The 22,956-nt window shown below is 69.0% G+C and carries 21 protein-coding genes and 1 CRISPR repeat array; of the genes, 6 read left to right on the top strand and 15 right to left on the bottom strand.

All coding sequences use genetic code 11. The features are described from left to right. Nucleotides 1–213: 213 nt before the first annotated feature. Together istA and istB are read left to right on the top strand one after the other, a co-directional pair. Nucleotides 214–1,458: an IS21 family transposase gene (gene istA, locus C4U03_RS04210; RefSeq protein WP_103936326.1), complete on the top strand. Its 1,245-nt coding sequence runs from the start codon at nt 214–216 to the stop codon at nt 1,456–1,458. Then, a complete protein-coding gene (istB, locus tag C4U03_RS04215; RefSeq protein ID WP_103936327.1) occupies nt 1,458–2,249 on the top strand; it encodes an IS21-like element helper ATPase IstB in 792 nt (263 codons plus the stop codon). Before istA ends, istB begins: the two co-directional genes overlap by 1 nt. Nucleotides 2,250–2,273: 24 nt before the next feature. Here the strand turns inward: istB and C4U03_RS42375 are convergent, their stop codons facing one another. Next, entirely contained in the window at nt 2,274–2,408 is a 135-nt protein-coding gene (locus C4U03_RS42375) for a hypothetical protein (RefSeq protein WP_268817487.1), read from the bottom strand. 155 nt (nt 2,409–2,563) lie between these two features. Between C4U03_RS42375 and C4U03_RS04220 the strand changes: the two genes are divergently transcribed. The 3 genes from C4U03_RS04220 (at nt 2,564) to C4U03_RS41010 (ending at nt 5,323) form a co-directional block, all read left to right on the top strand. Next, entirely contained in the window at nt 2,564–2,941 is a 378-nt protein-coding gene (locus C4U03_RS04220; protein ID WP_103936328.1) for a hypothetical protein, read from the top strand. A gap of 54 nt (nt 2,942–2,995) precedes the next feature. Beyond that, nucleotides 2,996–4,209, top strand: a protein-coding gene (locus C4U03_RS04225) for an IS3 family transposase (RefSeq protein WP_103936329.1) whose coding sequence is annotated in 2 segments (ribosomal slippage) — nt 2,996–3,308 and nt 3,308–4,209 — 1,215 coding nt in all. Because the reading frame shifts where the segments join, the coding sequence is not laid out codon by codon here. 43 nt (nt 4,210–4,252) lie between these two features. After that, nucleotides 4,253–5,323 (top strand): transposase, encoded by a 1,071-nt coding sequence (locus tag C4U03_RS41010; RefSeq protein WP_268817494.1) that lies wholly within the window; start codon nt 4,253–4,255, stop codon nt 5,321–5,323. A gap of 48 nt (nt 5,324–5,371) precedes the next feature. Next, nucleotides 5,372–5,825: a CRISPR direct-repeat array (repeat unit 28 nt; unit sequence CTGCTCCCCGCGCACGCGGGGATGGTCC). Nucleotides 5,826–6,055: 230 nt separating this feature from the next. Here C4U03_RS41010 and C4U03_RS39765 read toward each other — a convergent pair. The 5 genes from C4U03_RS39765 to C4U03_RS04245 are packed head-to-tail and all read right to left on the bottom strand — an operon-like array spanning nt 6,056 to nt 10,711. Further along, nucleotides 6,056–6,307, bottom strand: a complete 252-nt coding sequence (locus C4U03_RS39765; RefSeq protein WP_146087250.1) for a superinfection immunity protein — start codon at nt 6,305–6,307, stop codon at nt 6,056–6,058. Between the two features lie 14 nt (nt 6,308–6,321). Continuing rightward, nucleotides 6,322–7,290, bottom strand: coding sequence for a hypothetical protein (locus tag C4U03_RS39770; RefSeq protein WP_146087251.1), 969 nt, complete (start codon nt 7,288–7,290; stop codon nt 6,322–6,324). A gap of 13 nt (nt 7,291–7,303) precedes the next feature. Then, nucleotides 7,304–9,346, bottom strand: coding sequence for a toprim domain-containing protein (locus tag C4U03_RS04235; RefSeq protein WP_103936330.1), 2,043 nt, complete (start codon nt 9,344–9,346; stop codon nt 7,304–7,306). Nucleotides 9,347–9,404: 58 nt separating this feature from the next. Next, nucleotides 9,405–10,427 carry a DUF2637 domain-containing protein gene (locus C4U03_RS04240; RefSeq protein WP_160146905.1) on the bottom strand — a complete coding sequence of 341 codons (1,023 nt, stop codon included), beginning with the start codon at nt 10,425–10,427 and terminating at the stop codon, nt 9,405–9,407. Further along, a complete protein-coding gene (locus tag C4U03_RS04245) occupies nt 10,424–10,711 on the bottom strand; it encodes a hypothetical protein (protein ID WP_146087252.1) in 288 nt (95 codons plus the stop codon). Before C4U03_RS04245 ends, C4U03_RS04240 begins: the two co-directional genes overlap by 4 nt. Nucleotides 10,712–10,864: 153 nt before the next feature. Between C4U03_RS04245 and C4U03_RS04250 the strand changes: the two genes are divergently transcribed. After that, nucleotides 10,865–11,344, top strand: a complete 480-nt coding sequence (locus C4U03_RS04250) for a transcriptional regulator (RefSeq protein WP_103936333.1) — start codon at nt 10,865–10,867, stop codon at nt 11,342–11,344. Nucleotides 11,345–11,470: 126 nt separating this feature from the next. Here the strand turns inward: C4U03_RS04250 and C4U03_RS04255 are convergent, their stop codons facing one another. From C4U03_RS04255 to C4U03_RS04295, 9 genes are all read right to left on the bottom strand, one after another. Then, on the bottom strand, nt 11,471–12,985 hold the full coding sequence (locus C4U03_RS04255; protein ID WP_103936334.1) for a hypothetical protein: 1,515 nt from the start codon (nt 12,983–12,985) through the stop codon (nt 11,471–11,473). A 6-nt stretch (nt 12,986–12,991) separates the two neighbouring features. After that, a complete protein-coding gene (locus C4U03_RS04260; protein WP_103936335.1) occupies nt 12,992–13,372 on the bottom strand; it encodes a hypothetical protein in 381 nt (126 codons plus the stop codon). 50 nt (nt 13,373–13,422) lie between these two features. Next, the gene (locus C4U03_RS04265; RefSeq protein ID WP_103936336.1) at nt 13,423–13,887 is read right to left on the bottom strand and encodes a hypothetical protein; all 465 of its coding nucleotides are present in this window, start codon (nt 13,885–13,887) and stop codon (nt 13,423–13,425) included. 605 nt (nt 13,888–14,492) lie between these two features. After that, entirely contained in the window at nt 14,493–15,263 is a 771-nt protein-coding gene (locus C4U03_RS04270) for a hypothetical protein (protein WP_103936337.1), read from the bottom strand. Between the two features lie 183 nt (nt 15,264–15,446). Continuing rightward, the gene (locus tag C4U03_RS04275) at nt 15,447–15,845 is read right to left on the bottom strand and encodes a DUF4913 domain-containing protein (protein WP_200827048.1); all 399 of its coding nucleotides are present in this window, start codon (nt 15,843–15,845) and stop codon (nt 15,447–15,449) included. A gap of 318 nt (nt 15,846–16,163) precedes the next feature. Continuing rightward, nucleotides 16,164–17,996, bottom strand: coding sequence for a type IV secretory system conjugative DNA transfer family protein (locus C4U03_RS04280; protein WP_103936339.1), 1,833 nt, complete (start codon nt 17,994–17,996; stop codon nt 16,164–16,166). Continuing rightward, nucleotides 17,993–19,456 carry a hypothetical protein gene (locus C4U03_RS04285; RefSeq protein ID WP_103936340.1) on the bottom strand — a complete coding sequence of 488 codons (1,464 nt, stop codon included), beginning with the start codon at nt 19,454–19,456 and terminating at the stop codon, nt 17,993–17,995. Before C4U03_RS04285 ends, C4U03_RS04280 begins: the two co-directional genes overlap by 4 nt. 243 nt (nt 19,457–19,699) lie before the next feature. After that, on the bottom strand, nt 19,700–21,175 hold the full coding sequence (locus tag C4U03_RS04290) for an SCO6880 family protein (RefSeq protein ID WP_235017637.1): 1,476 nt from the start codon (nt 21,173–21,175) through the stop codon (nt 19,700–19,702). A 413-nt stretch (nt 21,176–21,588) separates the two neighbouring features. Then, nucleotides 21,589–22,860, bottom strand: a complete 1,272-nt coding sequence (locus C4U03_RS04295) for a hypothetical protein (RefSeq protein WP_103936342.1) — start codon at nt 22,858–22,860, stop codon at nt 21,589–21,591. Between the last annotated feature and the right edge of the window lie 96 nt (nt 22,861–22,956).

The raw sequence follows: 22,956 nt of genomic DNA on the forward strand, positions 1-22,956 counted from the left end.
CGCCTGCTCCCCGCGCACGCGGGGATGGTCCCTTCTCGTACTGGAAGACCACATTGCTCGGGTTCTGCTCCCCGCGCACGCGGGGATGGTCCCTGGGTGACGGTGCCGTCCGTCTCGGTGCTGCACTGCTTGACGACGACGCCGCAAAGCTGACCCTGTGACGACGCGTGAAAACGGACCCGTCTTGAGCCCGTGTGGGTGAGAGCGTGAGGAGTGTTGAGCGTGGAGGACTGGGCGGAGATCCGTAGGTTGCACCGGTCGGAGGGGATGCCGATCCGGGCGATCGTCCGCAAGATGGGCGTTGGGCGGAACACGGTGCGTCGGGCGTTGGCCTCTGATGCGCCGCCCAAGTATGTGCGCAAGCGCAAGGGCTCGATCGTGGACGTGGTCGAGCCGCAGATCCGTGAGCTGCTGTCGTCCTGGCCGGACATGCCGGCCACGGTGATCGCTGAGCGGATCGGCTGGGAACGGTCGATGACCGTGCTCAAGGATCGTGTCCGGGAGTTGCGGCCGCTGTTCGCACCACCGGATCCGGTGTCGCGGACGCAGTATCGGCCGGGTGAGCTGGCGCAGTGTGACCTGTGGTTCCCACCGGTCGACATCCCGCTGGGGTCGGGGCAGAGTGGTCGACCGCCGGTGCTGGTCATCGTCAGTGGTTACTCGCGCTGGATCAGCGCCCGGATGATCCCGTCCCGCCAGGCGCCGGATCTGCTGGCCGGGCACTGGGTGCTGCTGGCGCAGTTGGGTGCGGTGCCCAAGTCGCTGGTGTGGGACAACGAGTCCGCGGTCGGGCGGTGGCGGGGCGGCCGCCCTCAGCTGACCGAGGCGATGAACGCCTTCCGCGGATCCCTGGGCATCAAGGTGATCCAGTGCCGCCCAGGCGACCCGGAGGCCAAGGGCTTGGTGGAGCGGGCCAACGGCTATCTGGAGACCTCGTTCCTGCCCGGCCGCGCGTTCACCTCGCCGAGTGACTTCAACGCCCAACTCGCCGACTGGTTGGACAAGGCCAACCGTCGGCATCACCGCCGGATCGAGTGCCGCCCGGTCGACCGGCTGCCCGCGGACCTGAACGCGATGGTCGAACTGCCGCCGGTCCCGCCACAGACCGGCTGGCGGTTGTCGATGCGGCTGCCCCGCGACCACTACGTCCGGCTCGACGGCAACGACTACTCGGTCCACCCCGCGGCGATCGGCCGCCGCATCGAGGTGACCGCCGACCTGGATCAGGTCACCGCGACCTGCGGCGGCCGCACCGTCGCGGCGCATCAGCGTTGCTGGGCATCCCATCAGACCATCACCGCCCCCGAGCACGACAAGGCCGCTGGAGACTTTCGCCGCCGGCATCTGGTGCCCGCAACGCCGGCAACCGCGACGCCGGTGCAGCAGCGCAAGCTGTCCGACTACGACCGCCTCTTCGGGCTCACCGACGAGCCCACTGGCGGGGAGGTGGCGGTCTGATGCCCACCAAAGCCAAGACCGGCCGCAACATCACCTCTGAGTTGGCCTATCTCACCCGTGCGCTCAAGGCGCCGTCGCTGGCGGCCTCGGTCGAGCGGCTGGCCGAACGCGCCCGCGCTGAGAACTGGTCGCACGAGGAGTTCCTGCTCGCCTGCCTGCAACGCGAGGTCGCCGCCCGCGAAGCCCACGGCGGCGAAGGACGCATCCGCCAGGCCCGCTTTCCCTCCCGCAAGTCGATCGAGGAGTTCGACTTCGACCACCAGCGCTCCCTCAAACGCGACACCATCGCCCACCTGGGCACCCTGGACTTCGTGGTGGCCAAGGAGAACGTGGTGTTCCTCGGCCCGCCCGGCACCGGCAAGACCCACCTGTCCATCGGCCTGGGCATCCGAGCCTGCCAGGCCGGGCACCGGGTGCGCTTCGCCACCGCCGCCGAATGGGTCGGCCGCCTGGCCGATGCCCACCACGCCGGCCGCCTGGAAGACGAACTCGTCCGGCTCGGCCGGATCCCTCTTTTGATCATCGACGAGGTCGGCTACATCCCCTTCGAATCCGAGGCGGCCAACCTGTTCTTCCAGCTGGTCTCCTCCCGCTACGAACGCGCCTCGCTGATCGTGACCAGTAACAAGCCCTTCGGACGCTGGGGCGAGGTGTTCGGCGACGACGTGGTCGCCGCCGCCATGATCGACCGCCTCGTCCACCACGCCGAGGTCATCAGCCTGAAAGGAGACAGCTACCGACTCAAAGACCGCGACCTAGGCCGCGTCCCCGCGGCCAAGACCAACGACTGACGAACAACCAGGACGGGTCCACTTTCAGCCGCCGCAGACGGGTCCAGATTCGGGCTCAGGCGCACATTCCGTGATCGGGTTGTTCGGGTAGGTCACGGTTTGGGTGTTCTCGTCGGTAGGCGGCGGGTTGGTCGCGACCATCTCGATCGTGTCGATCAAGGAGCTGGTGGGAGTTCTGTTTCCTCATCTGGCAGGGCTGGGGGTGGAGAAGGTCTTCAGGTCGGGTCGGTCAGTGCGGATCCGGGCAAGGACGGGCACTGTCCAGGCTGACTGCCCGGCCTGCGGGCGGGCGTCCCGGCGAGTGCACAGTCGGTATGAGCGGCGGCTGTGCACTCGCCGCGACCGGCGGCCAGGAGACCATCATCCATCTGCAGGTCCGGCGGTTCCTGTGTCTTGATGGAGCATGCCCGAAGAAGACGTTCGCCGAGCAGGTGCCGGGGCTGACCAGCCGCTACGGCCGTCACAGCGTGGGGCTTGGCGCCGTGCTGCGTGAAGTGGCGCTGGCACTGGGCGGCCGAGCGGGCGCCAGGCTGACCGGGCAACTCGCCGCCGCGGTGAACCGGATGACGCTGATCCGGCTGATCCGCAGCCTTCCCGACCCGGCCCTGGCCACCGGACCACGCGTGTTGGGCGTGGACGACTTCGCGTTGCGGCGCGGTCACACCTACGGCACAGTCGGGCCTTCCCCCTGAGGTGTGGACACCTTGAAGCCTGGATCATGGGTCCAGGGGAAGGAGGTGTCTTTGATGGCGCTGAAGCACTATCCAGAGGAGTTCAAGGCCGACGCGGTGGCGTTGTTCTTGTCGGACCCGTCCAACACCTACAGGCGGATCGCTGCCGATCTGGGGATCAGCCGGGGCACGCTGCGCAACTGGGTGCTGGAGGCCCAGCGGCACGGGACGGCACCGGTCCGGCCCGCCCCCGCTCAGCCGTCGACGCAGCAGGACCTATCGTCGCCTGACGTGCATGAACAGGAGAATCAGCAGCTCAAGGCGCGGATCCGTGAGCTGGAGCTGGAACGCGACATCCTGCGGAAGGCGGCCAAGTATTTCGCCGGGGAGACGCGCTGGTGAACCGCTTCCAGTTCGTCGCCGACCACCAGGCCACCTACGGGGCCAAGCGGTTGTGCCGGGTGCTGCAGATCGCGCGCTCGAGTTTTTACCGGTGGCTGGCCGCCGCCCCTGCCAGGCAGGCCCGCCGACGGGCCGACGCCGAGCTCGCGATGCGGATCCGCAAGATCCACGCCGAGGAGGACGGCACCTACGGCTCCCCGCGCATCACCGCAGAACTGAGAGACCAGGGCGTGCAGGTCAACCACAAGCGCGTCGAGCGGGTCATGCGCCGGCACGGCATCGCCGGGCTGCGCCTGCGCCGCAAGGTGCGCACCACCGTGCCCGCCCCGGACGCAGCCCCGGTCCCGGATCTGCTCCGACGCGACTTCACCGCACCGGCCCCAGGCCGCCGGTATGTCGGCGACATCACCTACCTGCCGATCGCCGACGGCACCTTCCTGTATCTGGCAACCGTGCTGGACCTGCGATCACGGCGGCTGGTGGGCTGGTCCATCGCCGACCACATGCGCACCAGCCTGGTGATCGACGCCCTGCACGCTGCGGCGGCCACCCGTGGCGGCACCTTGGACGGAGCGATCTTCCACAGCGACAACGGCGCCCAGTACTGCGCGGCCGACTTCACCGCCGCCTGCAACCGGCTGGGCCTCACCCGGTCCCGCGGCGCGGTCGGCACCAGCGCCGACAACGCCGCCGCCGAATCCCTCAACGCCACCCTCAAACGCGAAACCCTGCAAGGCGCCCGGCACTGGCCCACCGCCCACGCCGCACGCCAGGCCGTCTTCCGCTGGGCCACCCGCTACAACACCCGCCGCAGGCACTCCCGCCTGGGGCAACTCTCACCGATCAACTACGAGAAAGCCACCGGCAGCCTGACCGCTGCCACCTGAAACCGGTGTCCACATTTCGGGGGGAAGCCCCGTCCTCATCGACATCACCACTGGCCGCCCGATCGACGTGCTGCCCGATCGGACGGCTGACTGCCTGGCCGCATGGCTGAAGACCCATCCCGGTGTCGAGATCATCTGCCGGGATCGCGCCGGCGGCTACGCCGAGGGTGCCACCCGCGGCGCTCCCGATGCGATCCAGGTCGCTGACCGCTGGCACATGTGGCGCAACCTCGGCGAGGCCGTCGAACGCGTCATCGCCCGGCACCGTGACCTTCTGCGCGACCAGCGGCCACGGGACACCCCGGCGGGGTCCGCCGTCCCGGCGGCCCCACATCCCGGGCCGCACGCTGGACTGCGGACCGGACCGTTCGCCGACCGCATCCGGCAGCGCCACGCCGCCATCCACGAACTCCTCGCGCAAGGCCAGGACCTGCGGGCTATCGCACGGGCCCTCGGCCTGGCCCGCAACACCGTCCGCAGGTTCGCCCGCGCCGCTACACCCGAAGAGCTCCTGGTCAACACCGGGACCGGCCGCCGCCCCAAACTCCTTGACGACCATGCCTCCTACCTCATCCGACGCTGGAACGAGGGCTGCACCAACGCTGCGCAGCTGTGTCGGGAACTGCGCGAACGCGGTTACCAGGTCCACAGCCGAGCGGTCCGCGACTACGTCCGCGCCTGGCGCTCGACCGTCCCGGCCACACCGCCGCAGCCCGTCGGGCCCACGGTCCGCAAAGCCGCCGGCTGGTTGCTGCGCGACCCGGCCCATCTCACCACGGACGAGCAACGCCAGCTCGACGCCCTCACCCAGGCAAGCCCGACGTTGGCCGCCCTCCGCCGGCACGTCGCGGCGTTCGCAGTGATGATGCTCAACCGCCAAGGCCACCGCCTGGAAACCTGGATGAACGCCGTCCAGGCCGATGACCTGCCCGAACTCCACTCCTTCGTCACCGGCCTGCGCCGCGACTTCGACGCCGCCCGAGCCGGCCTGACGCTGAACTACAGCTCCGGACCGGTCGAGGGTCACGTGAACCGCATCAAAACGATCAAGAGGCAGATGTATGGCCGGGCCAATCCCGACCTGCTCCGCAAACGCATTCTGCTCGCTGACTGATCCGATCACGGAATGTGTGCCTGAGCCCAGATTCGCGCGCCGTTGACACTGCTCCCCGCGCACGCGGGGATGGTCCCGGCGGGTTCCTGCCGACCGGGCCGTCCCTGGTCTGCTCCCCGCGCACGCGGGGATGGTCCCGCTCCCCTCCCTGGGAGGAACCCCTTGCGTCCCTGCTCCCCGCGCACGCGGGGATGGTCCTCACCGCCGCTGGCACGAGGGCCGGGGGATCGTCTGCTCCCCGCGCACGCGGGGATGGTCCCTTCTTGCACGCCCCGCCGGACGTGCGGCCGCCCTGCTCCCCGCGCACGCGGGGATGGTCCCTGGTGTTCGTCGGGCTGTTCCTGGCCGGTGTGCTGCTCCCCGCGCACGCGGGGATGGTCCGGTTCCTCTTCGAGGGCGGTCAGCCCCTCCGCCTGCTCCCCGCGCACGCGGGGATGGTCCCCCCGCCGGCAGGGTGGCGACGCGGCGGCCGGACTGCTCCCCGCGCACGCGGGGATGGTTCCGCCCTTGACTGGAAAGAAACTCAGAAGCAATCGGCGCCATCAAAGCAATCCGTTGATCACTTTGCATAACACTCGATCCCGCAAGGGAAATAAGACATCTAGACATGCAAGCCGAACCAAACGCTCGGCAATCATCATATCAATTTCAAAGGCCTGCCCAGATAAAGGTGTAACTAGACAGGCCCACTGGACCCTCTCTACTGCGACCGAAGATGATGGCGTTGACTAATCAAGTCGGCGGGAATTGCCGTGTCGAAAACGGCAGCCCGGTTTTTTGTGTTCGCCGTGGCATGGCGAAGGCCAGTACCAGCGCAGCCGGCCAGCCTACGAAGGTTGCGCAGCCGATGGTGTTGAAGAGGATGATGGTGGTGAGGCTGTCGACTCGGCGGAGCATCGCTACGAGCGTTGGGAGGACGGCGAGAGTGGCGAGGCCGCCGATGATGAGCAGCCAGAACCAGGGGCTGGATTCGTAGGAGTTCATGGGCGCTCCCTTGGTCAGCGGCTTGGCCGGCGGTGCTGGCTGGGGCCGTGGTGGCGGGGTCTGGCGGGGCTTGGCTGTTCGGCGGGTTGCTGGGAGGCGAGGTGTACCGCCTCGCGGATGTTGTAGGGGAAGTCGTCTTTTGCGACTTGCGCTGGAGTTCGTGTGGGCGATTCAAGGGTGGGGGTGCCGATCGCTGCGTTCAGGTCTCGTTGAGGAGTTACATCTGTAGCAGAAGTGGTACCCCTGCTTGGAGCATTGGCAACTTGTTCGAGTGCTCCAGTAATTACTCGTTCGGGTAGATTTGTGGCGACCTCCAGAGCTGTGCGCAGGTCTTCGGGGCGGAGGTCTTCAGGTCCTTGATGGTGCGCTTTGAGTTCGTTGATGAGCTTCACGGCATATTGTTGCTGGCGGTGTTCGGCTTCCTCGCGTTCGGCGGGGCCGTGTTCGTCGACGGTCCGGCGGATTCCACCGGCTTCGGGTAGGGCTTGTCTTTCGGAAGCCGGGTCGCCGGTGCGGACGTTGGGGGTGCGGGTGAAGAAGGGGACTGCATCCCGCATGGCCTCCTCAGGGGATAGCCCGGCGTCGCGGAAGCGGTCGTAGTGCTGCATGGCGTGTGGGTGGAGCTTGCGGAGGCGTTCTTCGCACTTGCGTGCGGCGGAGGCGGCTGCCCTGTGGTCGGCGGCGTAGGGCAGGGCGGCGCTCCAGGCTTCGGCTACGCGGAGCAGGTCGGCCTGCCGGAGCCATTCGCGGTCGTGAGCGGGCGCCCATCGCGATCTGGCCTGCTCGAATGCCGTTCTCATGGCCATGCCGGCGCGTCGTTCGGCCTCCAGTGCTCGTATCTGGCGTGCTCGTTGCAGGCGTAGCTGGTACCTGGCCTGGACCTGCCTGACGACAGCGCTTATGGCGATGAACTGGACGAGGCGCTGGCCGCTGTGGGTGAGTCCTTCGGTGATGGGGTCGGGGTGCTGCTGTTCGGTGGTCATCTGCTGCTCCGTGTCAAAGGTGCTTGGGGTGTTTGGTCGGTGGCCGGTTTGGACGGCTGGTGGTGTTGCCCTGGGTGGCTGGCCGTGTGGGGGCCAGCGGGGATAACGGGAAGTCGTCGGCGGCCAGGTGGCGGGCGTCGGCAGGGGCGACGGTCTCGGTGAGTGCTTCGGTGACGATGGCGGGGTCGGTGCCGAGGGCGCGGGCCATGCGCACCACCTGGTGGGCGACTTGGCGGGGTGGCAGCTGGGCAACGAGGGGTGCGGCGGCTCGTATGGCCGCGATCCGGTCTTCGTGGGCTTGTAAGGAGTGGCCTGCTCGTCTCACAGCGGCGTCGATGGCGATGTCCGCCAGCGGGGTGGTGCGTTGCAGGGCTTCGTGGAGGGCGGCTGGTCCCTGGTGGCGGAGGATGTCGGCGGGGTCTTGACCGCCGGGGAGGATGGCGGCCTCGACGGGACCGGTGACCTGGGAGAGCACGCTCCAGGCCCGTTCGGTGGCGGCTCGTCCGGCGGGGTCGCCGTCGAGGGCGATGATCAGGCCGGAGTTGCTCAGGTCGGCGATGCGGTCGAGGGCGTGGAGCTGAGCGGTGGTGAGCGCGGTTCCTGAGGGTGCTACGGCGGCGTAGTGCTGGGGGGCGGCGGTGTTGACGGCCATGGCGTCCAGGGGGCCTTCGACCAGGACGGGTCGGGCGCCTGTGACCATGCGGTTGCGGATCTCGTGCAGGCCGAAGAGCAGCTCGCCTTTGCGGAAGATCGGGCTTTCGGGGCTGTTGAGGTACTTCGGTCCCTCGGCACCGTCCGGTAGTCGGCCGATGAAGCCGGCGATGGTTCCGTCCGGTCGGCGGATCGGCAACATGGCGCGATCGCGGAAGGTGTCGTAGAGCCGTCCGCTGCGTGCGCGGCGGGCCAAGCCGGAGGTCAGGATGGCCTCGTCGGTGTGGCTGAGGTGGCGTAGGTGGTCGGTCAGGACCCGCCAAGCCTTGGGGGCGTGGCCGATCCCCCACTGCTGCTGGGTGTCTTCATCGAAGCCGCGATCGTTCAGGTAGGTGGGGACCCAGCTGTTGCTTCGCAGGGACGTGAACAGATGGTGTGCGGCGCGGTGGATTTCCTCGAGTTCGTCCAGGCTGGCAGGGATGGCCGGTACGAGTCCCCTGGTGGGCTTGCGCTGATCGGCCGTCCTCGGCGGTTGAGGCTGAGGGGCGTGGGGCAGCGGTAATGCGTCGGCCTTCGGGTCGTTGTCGTCCTGCTGGGCGGCGGGCGGTGGTAGGGCGCTGAGGTGCCTTTGAAGTCGGGCATCGGCGCGCAGCACCCGGTCTGCGAGCGCTCGGACGGCGGCCAGCGGGTTGGCCCGCGGGTCGGTGCCTGCCCAGCGTGTGACCGCGGGGAAAGTCAGACCCATCGGGTTCATGCCGAGGCGGACGAGGAGGAGGTAGGCGATGGAGTCGGCCTCGACGCGCTGGGCGCCGTGGCAGCTCCAGCGTTCGTCGCCCGCTTGGTCGATGCGTCCAGCGTGGAGGTAGACGTGCCCGAGTTGGTGGGCGAGCGCGGTCACCGCGTCCTGCTCGTTCGGTGCAGGTGCGATTTGGATCAGGCGGCCGGGTGGGCCGGTGTAGGTCCACCGTCCGGCTCGGTCGATCTGGAAGCCTTGGTCGGCGGCGAGTCGGTGGAGGCGGTCCCATGCCTCGGCAGGTGAGAACGTCCGCGTACCGGTTGGCGGCGGGCCGGTGGTCTGGGAGGCGTCGAATACCGAACGTGGGGTGCCGCGCGGGGAGATGATCCGGATGCCGGTCGCGCCCTGCTTGACCTGCCTTCCTTGGGCCTGCCACTGCCGATAGGAGCGGGCGTCGGTGGCGGTCGGCATCTGGGCGTTGATCAAGAGAGTGTTGGTGAAGCCGTGGCGTCCGTGCCGGGCCGCCAGCTCCAGCCACCATGTCCAGGGTGATCGGCCCGAGTACAGGCGGGTGGTCTCCTGCTGAGCAATGCCGTGTAACACGGTCAGCTGGCGCTCGCGTTCCTGAGCGCGGCGCGCTTCTTCCTGGGGAGATGATGTTTCGGGCATGCTCAGCCCTCACCAGTGGCGGGACGAGGCCGCCGGGCTCGGGGGTCGCTTGAAGCGGTCATGGTGTCCGGTCCTCACGGTCTTCTGGGTGCGTTCCGGCTTCGCCTCCGGCGGCGGCACGAAGCTCTATGAGCCGCTCGTTGGAGATGGTGAAGCCGAGGGCTCGTAGCCGGCGTCCGAGGTTGGCGCGGCTTGGCCGTACGCCTTGGCGGTTCGCCTCGGCGATGAGCCGGCGAGTGACTGCGAGCAGTTCCTCGTCGAAGCCGCCGGTTCGTTCGTCCGTCTGCTCGTCCTGCGCCGGTTCAGGGTCTGCCGGGGTGTCACCGGATGGTTCATGCAGAGAGGGCCCGAGAACGGCACGGCAGGTTGGTTCCGCGGGCAGTCGGCGCAGCGCGATACGGGCCGCGAGCGGTGCCCGCCATCGCCATGCCCATCGCCCGTGCTGCTGCTGGAGCCGGGAGATGGCGAGTTGGTGCTGGTATTCCAGGTCGAGGGCCTGGTGGTAGGCGGTGATGTTCCACAGGACCATTCGCCGCCACAGCAGCCCGGTGGACAGCGGTGCCAGCAACCAGCGCGCGGTCGGGATGCGTTCGATGCGGGTGCCGGTGGTCAGTCCCACCCACTGGCGGATCAGGTGCCGTACGCCTTCGACGACCGTGACGAACAGGACCGGCATCGCCGCGTGCATGACGACCCCGGCGGTGTCCCCGCCCGCGGCCAGGACGTTGACCGTCACGGTGCCGGCGATGAACGTCCAGGCGACCCAGCGCAGCACCGGCCAGGGCAGCGCCAGGTACTCCATCAGCAGGTCCCAGGCCAGCAGGATGAAGATGCCCACGTCCATGCCGACCGGCACGATCCACGCCAGCCCCCCGAACCACGGCTCGGCCATGTCCCGCACCGTGGTGAACGAGCCGACCCCGCCCAGCACCGCCAACGCCAGAATCAACGGTGTGAGGACGGCGACCACGATTTTTATGGCCGGTCCGTGCGCCGTCCTGGTGGTGCGAGAGGCGAACCGTCCTAAGATCACCTGCCCGCCTTCGGCGGTGGGCGGGCCAGGGTTGTCGCTTCGGTTCACCGGCATCTCCGTTCGAGCATCCACAGCAGGAGCCGGGCCACCTGCCGTGCGTCTTCGGTACGGCCGAGCAGCCGGCCGTGGGCGGTCACGTAGGCGTAGGCGCCTTCGGCCCCGGCGCACAGCACCGTCTCCGACCAGCCGGTCGTGGTGCGGAGCTTGAGCTTCCAGCGACCGTTGCGCGACTTGCGGACGCGGACCCGGATCCCCAGCCGGGTCAGCTCCCAGTGCAGCCGCAGTAGGCAGATCTGACGTTCTTCCAGCTCAGTTCGTATACGTGCGTTCAACGGCCGCATCGTCATCCCCCGTGTCGTCAGCTGACGGACCCCCGCCTGTCAACTAAAGTCTTCAGAGCGAAGGTGAGTCATCTATTGGCGTCTGTCAACCTAGAGCTATGGAGTGTTGGCAACTTGACTGAAGTAAACAGCTCAGGAGAGGCCGTGTCGCAGGAGCAGACCCATGCCATTCGTGACATAGCGCCCTCGGCGAGCCTGGCCACCAAGGTCGAGTGGCTGATCGCCAACATGTGGCCGGCCGACGCCCCGCCGCCCCGGAACAATGTGGAGACCGCCGCGGCCATCGCCGCCGCCACCGGCGAGGACATCTCCTCCACCACCGTGTGGAAGCTGCGCACCGGCCGCCAGGACAACCCGCAGCTTCGGACCCTGACCGCCCTGGCCACCTTCTTCTCCGTTCCGCTCGGCTACTTCGGCTTCGCGGCCGAAAGCCGTCCCATGGAGGACGATCTGTCCTTCAAGGCCCTTCGCCGCAAACTGGACGACGGCACCATCCGTCCTGAGGTCCTGCGCGCCTTCATCGATCTGCCCGCCGACATCCGCTGGCTCGTGGACGAGATGATCGTTTCTGCTGCGGACGCCGCCCGTAGCAAGGAGCGGCAGGCGGCGCCCCGTAGCCAGTGACGCGCCGCGTGCCTGGTCCGGCACGACGGCCGTCATCGCTGCTGCGTTTTCTCCGCCGGCTGCCGCTCCCCGAAGAGCCGCGTCCCGTTGCCGGTCAACCACTCCCCATGTCAGCGGCTGCGTGTCTCACCTGGCTCGGCTGTTGCTTTTCGGCCGCGCCACCGGCGACGAGGGCGAGGCGGCCTGTTGAGCGAGCGTGTGCAGGGCCTGCGTGGTCAGGCTCGGGAAGGACTGCGCGGCGAGAGCCGCCGGTGACTCGTGGCTGTTGGGTGCGTTGGCACGGCGGATGATGAGGGCCGCCTCAGCAGCGGTTTCGGATCCTTTCGGAGTGAGTTCCAGCACGGTGTTCCCGAGGTGGATCACGGCTTCCTTCCCGTGCTGGAGGACGCCCTCATATCTGGTGAGGAACTGCCGTGCCACGGCAGGTGGACGCCGACGCCCGTCGGGCGCCGCCAGCCCCCGGCGCGTGAGGGTGATCCTCGCGACGTCGTTCACAGCGGCGTTGTGCGCTGCGGCCATGACATTGCATGCCTCGATCGAATTGAGCACGGCCAGGCCGATGCGAGCGGCGTGTCCGGCGTCCGGGGCGAGTTGTTCCGGCGGGACGACCTGCGTGGTCCCACGTGGTCCGGGTGTCCAGGCGGGATCGGCGTAGATGAGGCGACCGAGGCGGATGAGCAGGTCGCTGGCGTCGACCGCGGCCGGAACGGTCGCCGGGTTGCTGGGCATGCCCGTGAGCGACCGCCAGTTCTGGGCGAGGGTCTGCCATCTCATCCCGATGAGCCTCGTACGGCGGGCCGCCTCCAGAAGCGGGGCGGCCAGTTCCTCCTCTCCGGTTTCGCGGAACCGATACGCCATGACGCTGGTTATCCGGCTCCCGATCTGGCAGGCGATGGCCGCGGCGGTCGCCAGGTAACGCCAGGTCGCGATGCTCCCCTGGGGGTCCATGTTCCGCAGCCTCTGGGCACTGGTGCTGATCCCCTCCAGGAGCCGGGCGGTGCTCTCTCCTGGGACGGGCGGGATGCGTTCCATGGCCCGCCGTAGCGTGACCGCTTCCACCGGCGACGCCCTTCCCGATGCGGGCGTAGGCCCGGAGTCGGCCGCTCGGATCAGCGGATCCGCGGCCTTTGCCGCCTCTGGGGTGCTGCGCCGGGTGAGGTGGCCTGCCGCTTCGGCGTACCTGCCCAGTTTGTGCAGCAGAGAGCCCAGTACGTCACCGGCAGTGATCGTCATGGCGTTGGCGCTCGGAGAATGCAGCCCGCCGCCGGACGTTCTCGTGAAGTGGGAGTTGAGGAGGTCGAGGCCGCAGCCGAGCGTGTCGGAGGCGGCTCGTAAGGTCCATGCGAGGTCCGGGCCGCTGGGGTCGGCCCGTCCTGGGGTGCCGAGGACGTTGCGGGCTTGGTGGATGTTGCGGCTGAACCGGCGGGCGGCCTCTCGTACGGCCTCATCGCCGTTGGGCTGCAGGCCGAAGCCGTCGGCGATGTTGTCGCCGTAGCGGGCGAGCACGGCGGTGAGGCGGGCGAGTTCGATGATCGTGCCGGGGTGCTGGGCCTGCACGTCGATGTCGGGGCGGTTGAGTGTGCTGGCCGCCTGGGCGAGGTGGCCGTCCGCTGCCGAAAGCAGTTCTCCGAAAGTTGCCATCGGCGGTCACCTCAGGCTCTCGTGGAGACGTCCGGCGAACATGGCGGCGCTCAGACAGGCGTGCCTGTCCGCCGAGTCGGTGGCCTTCGCGGATGCGGTGATGAGCGTGCGGTGGATCTCTGTGGTGAGGTCTGCGAGGGACTCGGCGGTGGCATGGGTGTCCGTGAGCTCGGCCGGTGGCGGCATGAAGCCGGCCAACGAGGGCGCCGATCCCAGGGCGTCACGGGCTTCGGCGGCCTCGGCCTGCGGGAAGCCCCACATGATGAACCCGTCCGGGGTGCTGTCCGCCAGCGTGCCGATGGTCTGCTCGATCTGGACGAGCCGGCCGTACAGGTCGCGCAGCAGGTCGGTGAACTCCGGCTCCGGGGATGTGGTGTGGGCGGTCATGTATGTCCTGCCTTCTTCGGTATGGACTGGCCGTTTGTCGGCTCGGCGGGTCAGTGCGGACGAGGGCGTACGGCCTCGGAGGCGGCTTCCGCCGTGCTTGGGATTCCTCGCTGGAGGAGGCAGGTGCGGATCGCCGCGACCGTGCAAGCTCTGTGGTCGGCTACCTCGGTGGCCAGTGCGGACGCTTCAACCAGCGTCAGCACGACGCCCTCAGCGAGGACCGTCAGTTGCTCGACCACGGCCTGCTCGTCGGCCAGGGCCAGCGCGAAGGCTGGTGGTGGCGCATCGATGGGCCAGGGGAACGCGGGCGCCCATGTGAGGTCTCCGCGTGCCCGCACCGCCTGGCGTTGGACGTCCCGCCAAGTGGAGGAGCGATGCAGGAGGCCGAGGAACACCAGCTTCCGGGCGGCATATTCAATCACCTCCAGGCCCCGGTAGGCGGAGATGAGTCGTTGCGGTAATGACTGCTGGTAGCTCAGATCATCGATGACTTGCTGTATGTGCTGACTGGTCATTCTTCTGTCCGATCTGTTTGCTCCGAACGCTGAGTCCTCTTCAACTCGTGGCTCTAGGAGCGGCGGCGAGGAGCGGCACTGGCCCCAGGCGCTGGGTAGCCCGGGACACATATCCGTTCCAGGGCAGCGAGGCCTGGATCATCGTTTCGACTAGGCGTAATAAAAGGTGAGAGAGTTCGCTTTTCCTGGGTGTCGTGTGCTGACGTCATCTCCAATATCAATCCGCGAGCCCTTCCACCTGGCTTGTGAGCCCCACAAAACCGATGCCGGGCCAACGGCCTTGCCGTGGAACCGGTCGGGTTCGCCGGACTGCAGCGCCGGTCTGGGGGCAAATCATCGGTCCGTTGGTCAGGCTGGACGGCAGGTCGAAAGAGCTCTGTGTTGATGGGAATGCCCCTTGCGGGTGCGGCCTGGGAGTGTCCAGCAGACGGTGATCCCGGCGGTTTCCCCGCGCCGGTGGCGGTTCACCGGGACGAACGCTCCGCCAGCAGGTAGGTCCCCCACCGGCTGGACACTCCCTGGCCTGCTGCCCCTGTCGCATGGCCGCCGTCCCGGAAGGACGTTGACGGCCACTGTGCAAGCTCAGGTGCCGCGCGTGTCGCGTGCTATGTCGGTGGGATGTTCCGTCTGCTGGTGTGCGGGTTGCTGGGAGAAGCGGGTTCTTGCTGGAGGGCGGGCGGTGTGGTCAGGTCCGGAGCCGAGGCGGGGAAGTCCTGGCGGGCCAGTTCGCTGGGGCGGGGCTGGTGGTGTGGTTGGTCGGGAGCGGGGTGCATGCCGGTGATGGCCTGCCGGGTACGGGTGAGGGAGCCGGCCAGTGAGCCGGTCACGCCTTCGGCGACTTTGAGGTAGAGGGTGGCCAGGTCGATGGCCTGCTTCGGGTCGTGATGGATGTCAGCCAGTTTGCCTGCGGCGTGCTCACGTTGCAGGTAACTGCTGATCTGGGGAAAAGCGTGCGCGAGGTCGCGGGCGGCTTGGGTGAGGCCGTCCAGGAGACGGCAGGCGGACTGGATGTCGGTGAGGCCGGTACGGGCGATGGATGTGGTCAGGCCGCGGACGGCGTCGGTGATGTCGTTGGTGAGCAGGTCGATGACCTCCGAGCCGGTGCCGGCGACTTGGGCTGCCTCGTCGGTCTGGTCGGGCAGGTCTCGGTGGGTTTGGCGGCGATGGGTGCGGTCGGCGCTTTCGACCAGCAGGCCGAAGTCGGTGGCCATCGCTTCGGCGTGGTGCATCAGGTCGACCAGCAGGTCGCGCAGCAGCACGGCCTGGCCGAGGCCGGTGTCGTCGCCCGGCCGGGTGTCGGGGTGGGCGCGGGATCGGTAGGCGGACAGGGCGGCCGCAGTGGCGTCGATGCGGTCGGCGTTCGTGGAGTCGGGCATGCAGTTACTCCCACGGGACGGGTGCGGGTGATGCGCTGTGGTCTTCCGGCGGCTGGCGGATCGGGTGCCTGTCCGGCCGCCGTGGGCGCCGCTCGGTGATGGCGAGCTGATCGACGTGGATCGGCACACGGCGGTCGGAAACAGGTAGGGGCGGATAGTGGGATGGCCGGTTCTGGTGCGGCCTTATGGCTCTTCGGTGGAGAGCACGCCGTACTCCCAGAACTCCATCGGGACCGGGACAACAGCGGCCTGATGCGGTTCGAGGTGCTCGGTTTCGTTGCACTGGTAGAAGGGGCCGCGCGGACCGAGCAGCACCGGGAGCTGGTGGTCGAGGTGGTCGCGGTACCACAGGCTGATGCCGATGCCGGGCTGGAGGCGCATCGTCTCCCAGGAGTGCCACAGAGCGGTGAGGCGGGAGATCGCCTCGGCGTGGCGCCACCACTGGGCGCACCAGCGGAACTCGCCGCCGAGGGTGCGTCGGTACACCGGGACGAAGTGGTGGGTCACCCAGGTGATGACGTCGGGGAAGAACGGCTCGGGGAGTTCCTCGGCGGTCTCGATCGACGTGTCGTCCAAGGTCATGATGACCTCCTTGAAGTCGTTGGTAGTGGCGGGGTTTCTGACCGGTGTCCGGATTTCGGCAGGCGTGAGCCCTGCCGGAGTCGTGAAATGCAGATGTGAGTTGCCGGCCAGGCTTGAGTCATCAAGGTGCTGGGGCGGTTCGGTGCGTTTACGTCTTGTGGCCGTAGGGGCAGGTCTCCAGTGCATCGGCCCGGAGAGCCAAGCCGCCCGGTGCCCCGCTGATCCGCCACGTCCAGGCGGTCAAGCTCGTGACGCCTCATGGGCGGGGCGGTTGGATGGCCGCGGTCCCTGACCGTCCCGGCGGAGCTGCGGGGTGAGTCAGAGGTCTGGGAAATCCTTCGTGAAGTCGATGACCTTGTTGTTTCCGAAGTGGGTGCGGGCTGCTTTGGTGATGGCGTTCTCCGCCGTGGTGATGGCTTGGGTGATCTGGTCGGCGTGGGGGGTGGTGTACCAGGGGCGGAGGGTGAGGAGTGCGGGTGTGCCGCCGGTGGCCAGCAGGAGGGCGGTGCCGGGTGGCAGGGCGCGGATGGCGGCGGGTTCGAGAATGTCCTGGCGGCGTAGGGAGAGCTGTTCGGAGGCGCGGCCGTCGGTGTAGGTCAGGGAGCGGATGGGGACGTCGTGCTGGCCGGTGAGGGTGGCCAGGTCGCGGGCCAGGCGGGGGGAGTCGGTGCCGGCGCCGATGAGTTTGCGGGTGGCCGCGCCCCACAGGGCGGCCATCCCCGGCTCGCCCCAGACGGTGACGCCCTGTTCGTAGGACTGCAGGATCGTCACCGGGATGATGCCGCGGGAGCCGAGGTGGGAGTACAGCTCGGGCAGGTCGGCGATGCGGCAGATGTTGGCCGCCTCGTCCAGGACCACGACCAGCGGCGGGTCGAGGCGTCCGCCGGCTTGTTCGGCCTGGTGCTCGGCGGCTCGCATCACCGTGTCGGTGAGCGCCGCGATGAGCGGGGCGGCGGCCGACCGGGACTTCGACAGCAGGTACAACGTCCCGCTCTGTCCTGCACCGGGGTGGACGAACGTGGCCGGGTCGAACGCCGGAAGCCCATCCTGCGGGGTGACCCAGGCGAGGATCTCCTGATCGCGCAGGCATTTGGCCGCGGTGCGGGCGGTCTGGTAGATGCCGTCGCGGGTCTCCACCGCCCCGTTCTGGGTTCCCCTCAGCGAGGAGGCCATCAGCGGAAATCCAGCGGTCTGCAGCAACTCGATGGGGGTGGGGATGGCCGGCTCGTCCAGCCACCCGGCGACCTCATGCAGGGAGCGCCCCGAGGTCGCAGCCGCCAGGAACAGCGCGCACAGCAGGTCCTGGGCGGCCGGTCCCCACAGGTCCTTTTTGTTCGGGTCGTCGACGGTCAGCACGAAGTGCCCGGCCAGCCGGTGGGCGTCTTCGACGGTGAACAGGCCGGCCAGCGGGTTCCACCACCAGCCCTGGGGTTGGTAGGTGATGTGCTGGGGGTCGAACAGCCACACCCGGCCGCCGGTCTCGCGGCGCAGCTCGGCGGTGGCGGCCCACAGGTCGGCCTTGTTGCTGGTGGCGATCACCGCGCCCGGGGCCGACAGCACGTACGGGATCGACAGGGCGGTGGTCTTGCCGGAGCGGGGGGCCATGAACGCCACCAGGGTGTCCTCCCAGGAGGCGTACACCGCCGGGCCGGTGCGGCGGGCCCGCTGCTGGAGGTGGCCGAGCAGCAGGCCGATCTCCTCCGGCGCCAGGCGCTCTGGCCGCCTGCCGCGCAGGGAGCGGCGCAGCTGGACGGCCTTGGCCGCGACCTGCGGCCGTTGCAGGGAGACGAGCCGGGTGCTGCGGGCCAACGCGGCGATGGGGTCGCCGGGCCAGGTGCGGTGTTGCTCGATCCTGCGCCACAGGTGGTGGCCGGCTACGGCGAGGCCGAGGCCGCCCGCGATGAGCACTGCGGTCACCAGCGAGGTGGGGGTGTCCGGCCAGGCCCGCTCGAAGCGGCCGTGCAGGACGGCCAGCGCGAAGTCGCTGCCGAAGCCCATCACCCGGCCACCGGACAGCCACGCCGCCACGTGGGCGGCACCCCACACCATGGCCAGGCAGCCGACCGGCCCCCAGCACACCGCCAGCACCAGCCAGCCGCCGGCGGCGCTGGGGTGCCACATCGACGGCTTGGGACCCAGCGCCCGGCTCACGAGCCGAACTCCGAACGCTGCAGGTGACCCGCACCGCTGCTCTGGCCCGGGCGGATGGCCTGGTCGGTGTCGTAGAGGTCCTTCTCCGCTCCGACCAGGGACAGTTCGACCGGGATGCCGAGGCGTTCGCCGGTTTTGATCAGGTACTTGCCGCGTCCGGGGTGGCGGGCTCCGGGTTGCCAGGAGTCGGGTGCCGACCAGGAGGCCACCAGCTGGTGTTCGGGCCCGGTGAGCGGGGTGATCTCGTGGATGCGGGTCAGTTCGCGGGGCGGTAGGCCGGCCAGGACGGTGATGGCCGAGCGTTCGGCGAATCCGCGGGCCTTGGCGCGGTCCTCCTCGGTGGTCAGGGCGTCGAGGTCGGCGAGGGAGTGGGTGATCATGATGGAGGCCATGCCCTTGGCCCGGTTCAGCCGGGTTAAGGCATCGGCGTGCTCGACCAGGCCCGGGGCGCCGCGCAGCGCCCGCCACAGCTCGTCCATCACCCCCAGGTAGGAGCGCCGCGGAGCCAGGCGCAGGTCGGCGAGGGTGGCGGCGGCGTCCACCATGGCGAACGCGTACGCCCAGGTGCACAGCATCGCCGCGGTCAGCAGCTTGTCCCCGGCCGCCCGCACCCGGGAGATGTCCACGCTCACCGCCGGCGCGTTCAGGTCGATCGAGCGGGTGGTGGGGGCGTCGAAGACCCCGGCCAGCGAACCGGTGCACAGCAGCGCCAGGGTGAACACCAGCTCGCCGACCCGCTCGCGGTAGCGGTCGAAGGTGTCGGCGCGGGCGGCCGCCCGCAGCTCGTCCGGCCCTTCCTCCAGCACGCGCAGAACGTCGGGGACGGTGGGTTCGCGGTCGAGGCGTTCGTCGAGGAGGTCGATGGCGCGGCCGAGGATGACCTCTTCGGCGTTGGTGATCCGGGCCTCGCGCACCAAGGTGCACAACGCCAGGAGGAGGGTCAGGCGGCGCGACCGTACCTCCCACCGCAGTGCCTCGGCCTCGGCCCCGGCCAGATGCCGCATCGCAGCGGCCAGCGGACCGGCGTCCAGCGGGTTGATCCGGTCGGCGCCGCGGCTGACCCGGATCACCTGGCCGCCCAGATGCTCCACCAGCATCGTGTAGTCGGGCTTGGTGTCGCCGAGGACGATCGCCGTCTGCCCGGCGGCGACAGCGCCGGTGATCAGCCGCTTGACCAGCGTCGACTTGCCGGTGCCGGGCTGGCCGAGCACGAACATCCCCGGGTTGGTCACCAGCCCGCCCCGCAGCCACGCGAGCGGATCCAGGCAGACGACGTCGCCGTGGAGCTGGTGCCGGCCGATGGGTGTGCCCATGGTGGGCGAGCCGGAGCCGGCCATGAACGGAAACAACCCGCACACCTGCATCGTCGTCGCCTGGTACTCGGGCGCGGGCTCGACATGGACGGCGCGGCCGCCGTCGGGCAGCCGCCAACCCCAGGCCGGGGCAAGCGATTCGGCCATGGCCGCCGTCTCGATACTACTGGGCGGCGTCGATGGGACAGAACGGTGTCGTTGGAACAAGGTGATACCTCCGAATCAGCAGTGAGGCTTTCCAGTCCGGCTCGTGAGTCCAGCGGGGCTTGGTGCCGGCTGGTGGGTGCTATCCGGTCCGGCTGCAGAGGCGGCCAGGCCCGTAGGCCATGACGTCGGTCCGAATACGGTCGGCAGCCTTTGGGCCGGCCAGGACGGCGAGTTGGAAGGGGCTCAGTGGCGCCAGCGGCTGGTCAGGTCGGGTGGGCAGATGCCGCACGGGAGGGTGGTGGCGAACCCGGCGGCCTGGCTTCCCCATAGGCGGCGTAGCCGGATCTTGGACGACTCGGCGGCGGACTCGGTGTGCGCGACGGCGCGGCGCAACTCGCCTTCGTCGGTGACCGTGACGGTGACGTACATCGACACCAGGCACACCCCGGCACCCATCGCCTCCTCGGCGGCGGCCTGCCGAGCACGAGCGGCGTCATGGGCATCGCGAGCGGTCTCGTCCCGTCCGGTCTTGCGACGGAAGGCACTGCGGAAGGCAGCGGCGTTGACCTCCGACTCCAGCACCTTGGTGGCCTGTGCGGCCGGCAGCACCCGGTACTGCAGGCTGACCCGCTTGGGGTAAGGACCCGGCGCGACCAGGCGAGCCAGGACATTGGAGTGGACGGCCTGCCGGGGTGCCTCGTGCCAGGCCCACGACACGCTGATCCCGCTGTCATGGACGTACCGATCGGTGTACTCGACGGCGTGAACCGGCCCCGCATCCGCCCACGACAGGACTTCCTGAGAGCTCGGCCGCGACAGCAGACGGTTGACCTCGCCGCGGGCGTCCGGGTCGAACGCCGTACGGATCGTCCCAGCGATCTCGGCGGCGGTTGCCCGTCCCACCACGGTGACCCCGCACAGGCCGAGCCGAGATTCCAAGCCCTCTAGCGTGCGGCCCAGTTCGGCGACCGCGTCCAGCAGGTCCTTGGGGGCGGTAGGCGAGGCCTTCGGGTCGAAGGTCACCGACATCCGGGTGTCCACATCGGCCGCCGCAGCCGGCGCCGTATTGACGACTTCGCCGATGATTAGCCGAGCCGGAGCGGGAGCGCGCGGATCGATCATGGCGGACACGGCATCGGCGAGGGTGGAGCCGGGCTCGGGAGCGGTGTCCACGGTCACCGTGACATGACGGACGGCCCGCTGATGGCCGAGCGAGGCCAGCCAGTTCCCCCAACACGCCACCCAGGTGTCAGTGTCGGTGCGATCGGCCAGCCAGGTGGAGGCAGGAACGACCCGAAGTGTTGCGGTGAGCAGGCCCGCGCGCCGATCCCACACCACGCCGTACCGGCCGCCGTAACCGTCCTCGGCCGACAGCAACGTCAGCGGAGCGAGCACCCCGGGCAGTTGGAACGCCCGAGGATGGTCAATGACGACTCCGGCCCGGTACCGGGCATGGCCCCGCCATGAGCCCCACCACCAGCGCACCCGTACCAGCGCCAGCATCGCCACGGGAGTCCCACCGACGCGGACCAGCCCGAGGACGCCTGTGATCACGATCGGCGGACCCAGGTAGAGCAGCAGTCCCGGCCGCACCGTTCCCAGCACGACGGCCGCCAAGGCGACCCCTAACGTGACGAACGTCGCCGTCGTGTCCAGGCCGAGCAATCCGATCCCACGCCGACGTCGCCAGCCCCCGTACGTACGGATCTCACCTGCCACTGCTGCTGTCTCCTTTCGGCCGTCCCGTATGCGCATCGGTTCCTGCCGAGACCCGCTGCGACCTTGCGCTGTTCGGTCCTGCGCGATTCGCCCGAGGCCCGGTCCAACGCTGTCCGCCGAACGGTGACGTCCTGAGTCTTTTCGCCGTGGGTCGGGTCGGCCGTCCGTGACGTCCGCGAAGATCCATGGCTGCCCCGGCGGGGCACCAGCCGCCGACCCAGGCCATGACGTGCAACCTCGCGCCTTGGCCCGGTGTGGCCGTGGGGAACACAGCCCGGCGAGAACCCACTGAGCGGTGGACCATCCGACACCAGGTCCCGTGCCGGTCTGAGCTCCTCGTAGGCGAGGCCGTCAATGAGCCTGGATCATGGTCGAGCCGGACGCTCGACAGCCGCTGCTCTGGGCGAAGCAGATCATCCACCACTGCCGCCGCTCCCTCCGTCTCCTCCTTCGGGGCCGCTGTCGGCCGCGCCGCTGGGACCGGATCCGGTCGGGTGGTTGAGCCAGCGGAGCGTGTCGCGGCCTCGTCGTTCCTCGTTGCGGGCGGTCTGCCAGACGACCGGCCCCACCGGCTCGTCCGGATCGACACCGCTGGTCGACTGGCCGGTGTTGGACGGCGTGTCCTGGAAGTCCAGCGGATGGCTCTGCCCCGGCCCAGGTCCTGGCGGTCGTCCCTGACCAGGGCCGGGCGCCGACGTGGCGGAGTGTCCGTCTGCAGATGTGGTTTCCGACCGGCCATGTTGCGGGCGAGCGCCCTCGGGTGAATCCGTGTCGGCACCTGAGGGGCCGAGCTGCTGGTTCAGAAAGCTCGCATGATCGCTGGCGGAGCCTGACAGGGGGCCGCGCAGCGCGCCGACCGCCGTGGCGCCACCGATCAGCGCGCCCATGAAGGCACCGCCGGAACCGGCCTCGAGGGTGCCGGTGGTCCAGGTGAAGAACTTCAGCAGCACCGGGAAGGCCACCAGTGAGACCAGCATCATCGCAAAGCCCATGAGGACGGCTCGGATGTCGTTGCCCTTACCGATCAGCGTGAACATGGCTGCATAAACGGCTGCGGCTGCGGGCTTGTAGAAGATCAGGGCGAGCATCCAGCCGGTGACCTTCTTGAACCACGGCCTGGTCACCCCGGTCAGTGTCCCGGCCGCCGCCAGCGGCAGCACCCCGGCCAGGATGAGCAGGGCGCCGTGACGGAACATCATCAAGATCGCCTGGATGGCGGCGACCACCATCGCCACCAGCCCGAAGACGATCACCAGCGCGGCCGGCAGCCCCTCCAGGCCCAGCAGGGTGGGCATACGCTTTTCGAAGTCCTCACCTGCGGCGGAGCGGATCACCCAGTCGGACCAGGCGTCCCCGAACTTCAGCAGTTGGTTGGGCAGCGCCACCCCGATCGCGCCGGTGACCGCGATCAGTGCCAGCCCGCCGCCGACGTTGAGCAGCGGGTTGGCCTTGTGGGTCAAAGCCATCTTCCCTGCCGCCGCCAGCATCGCGAGTACGGCCACGGCGCCGGTGATCGGCAGCATGAACTGCTGCAACTGTCCTACCGCGGGTTCTTGCTGCAGGTCGGGTGAGTCGAGCTTGACCCACCAGGTCATCGTGTTCTCCAGGAACCACCGCAGCCCGGCGCGCATGGCATCGGCGATCCCGTCCAGCGCACCCGCGCCTATGTCCTCGGGGCCGGGCACTCCGAACGGAGATCCCCCTCCGGTGTCCTCACTCTCCGGACTCTGCTGAACGCAGCCAGGATCGGTGGGATTGGAGCATGGTTCCGGCGTAGGCAT

It is taken from the genome of Thermomonospora echinospora (genome assembly GCF_900108175.1).
GTDB classification, from domain to species: Bacteria; Actinomycetota; Actinomycetes; order Streptosporangiales; family Streptosporangiaceae; genus Thermomonospora; species Thermomonospora echinospora.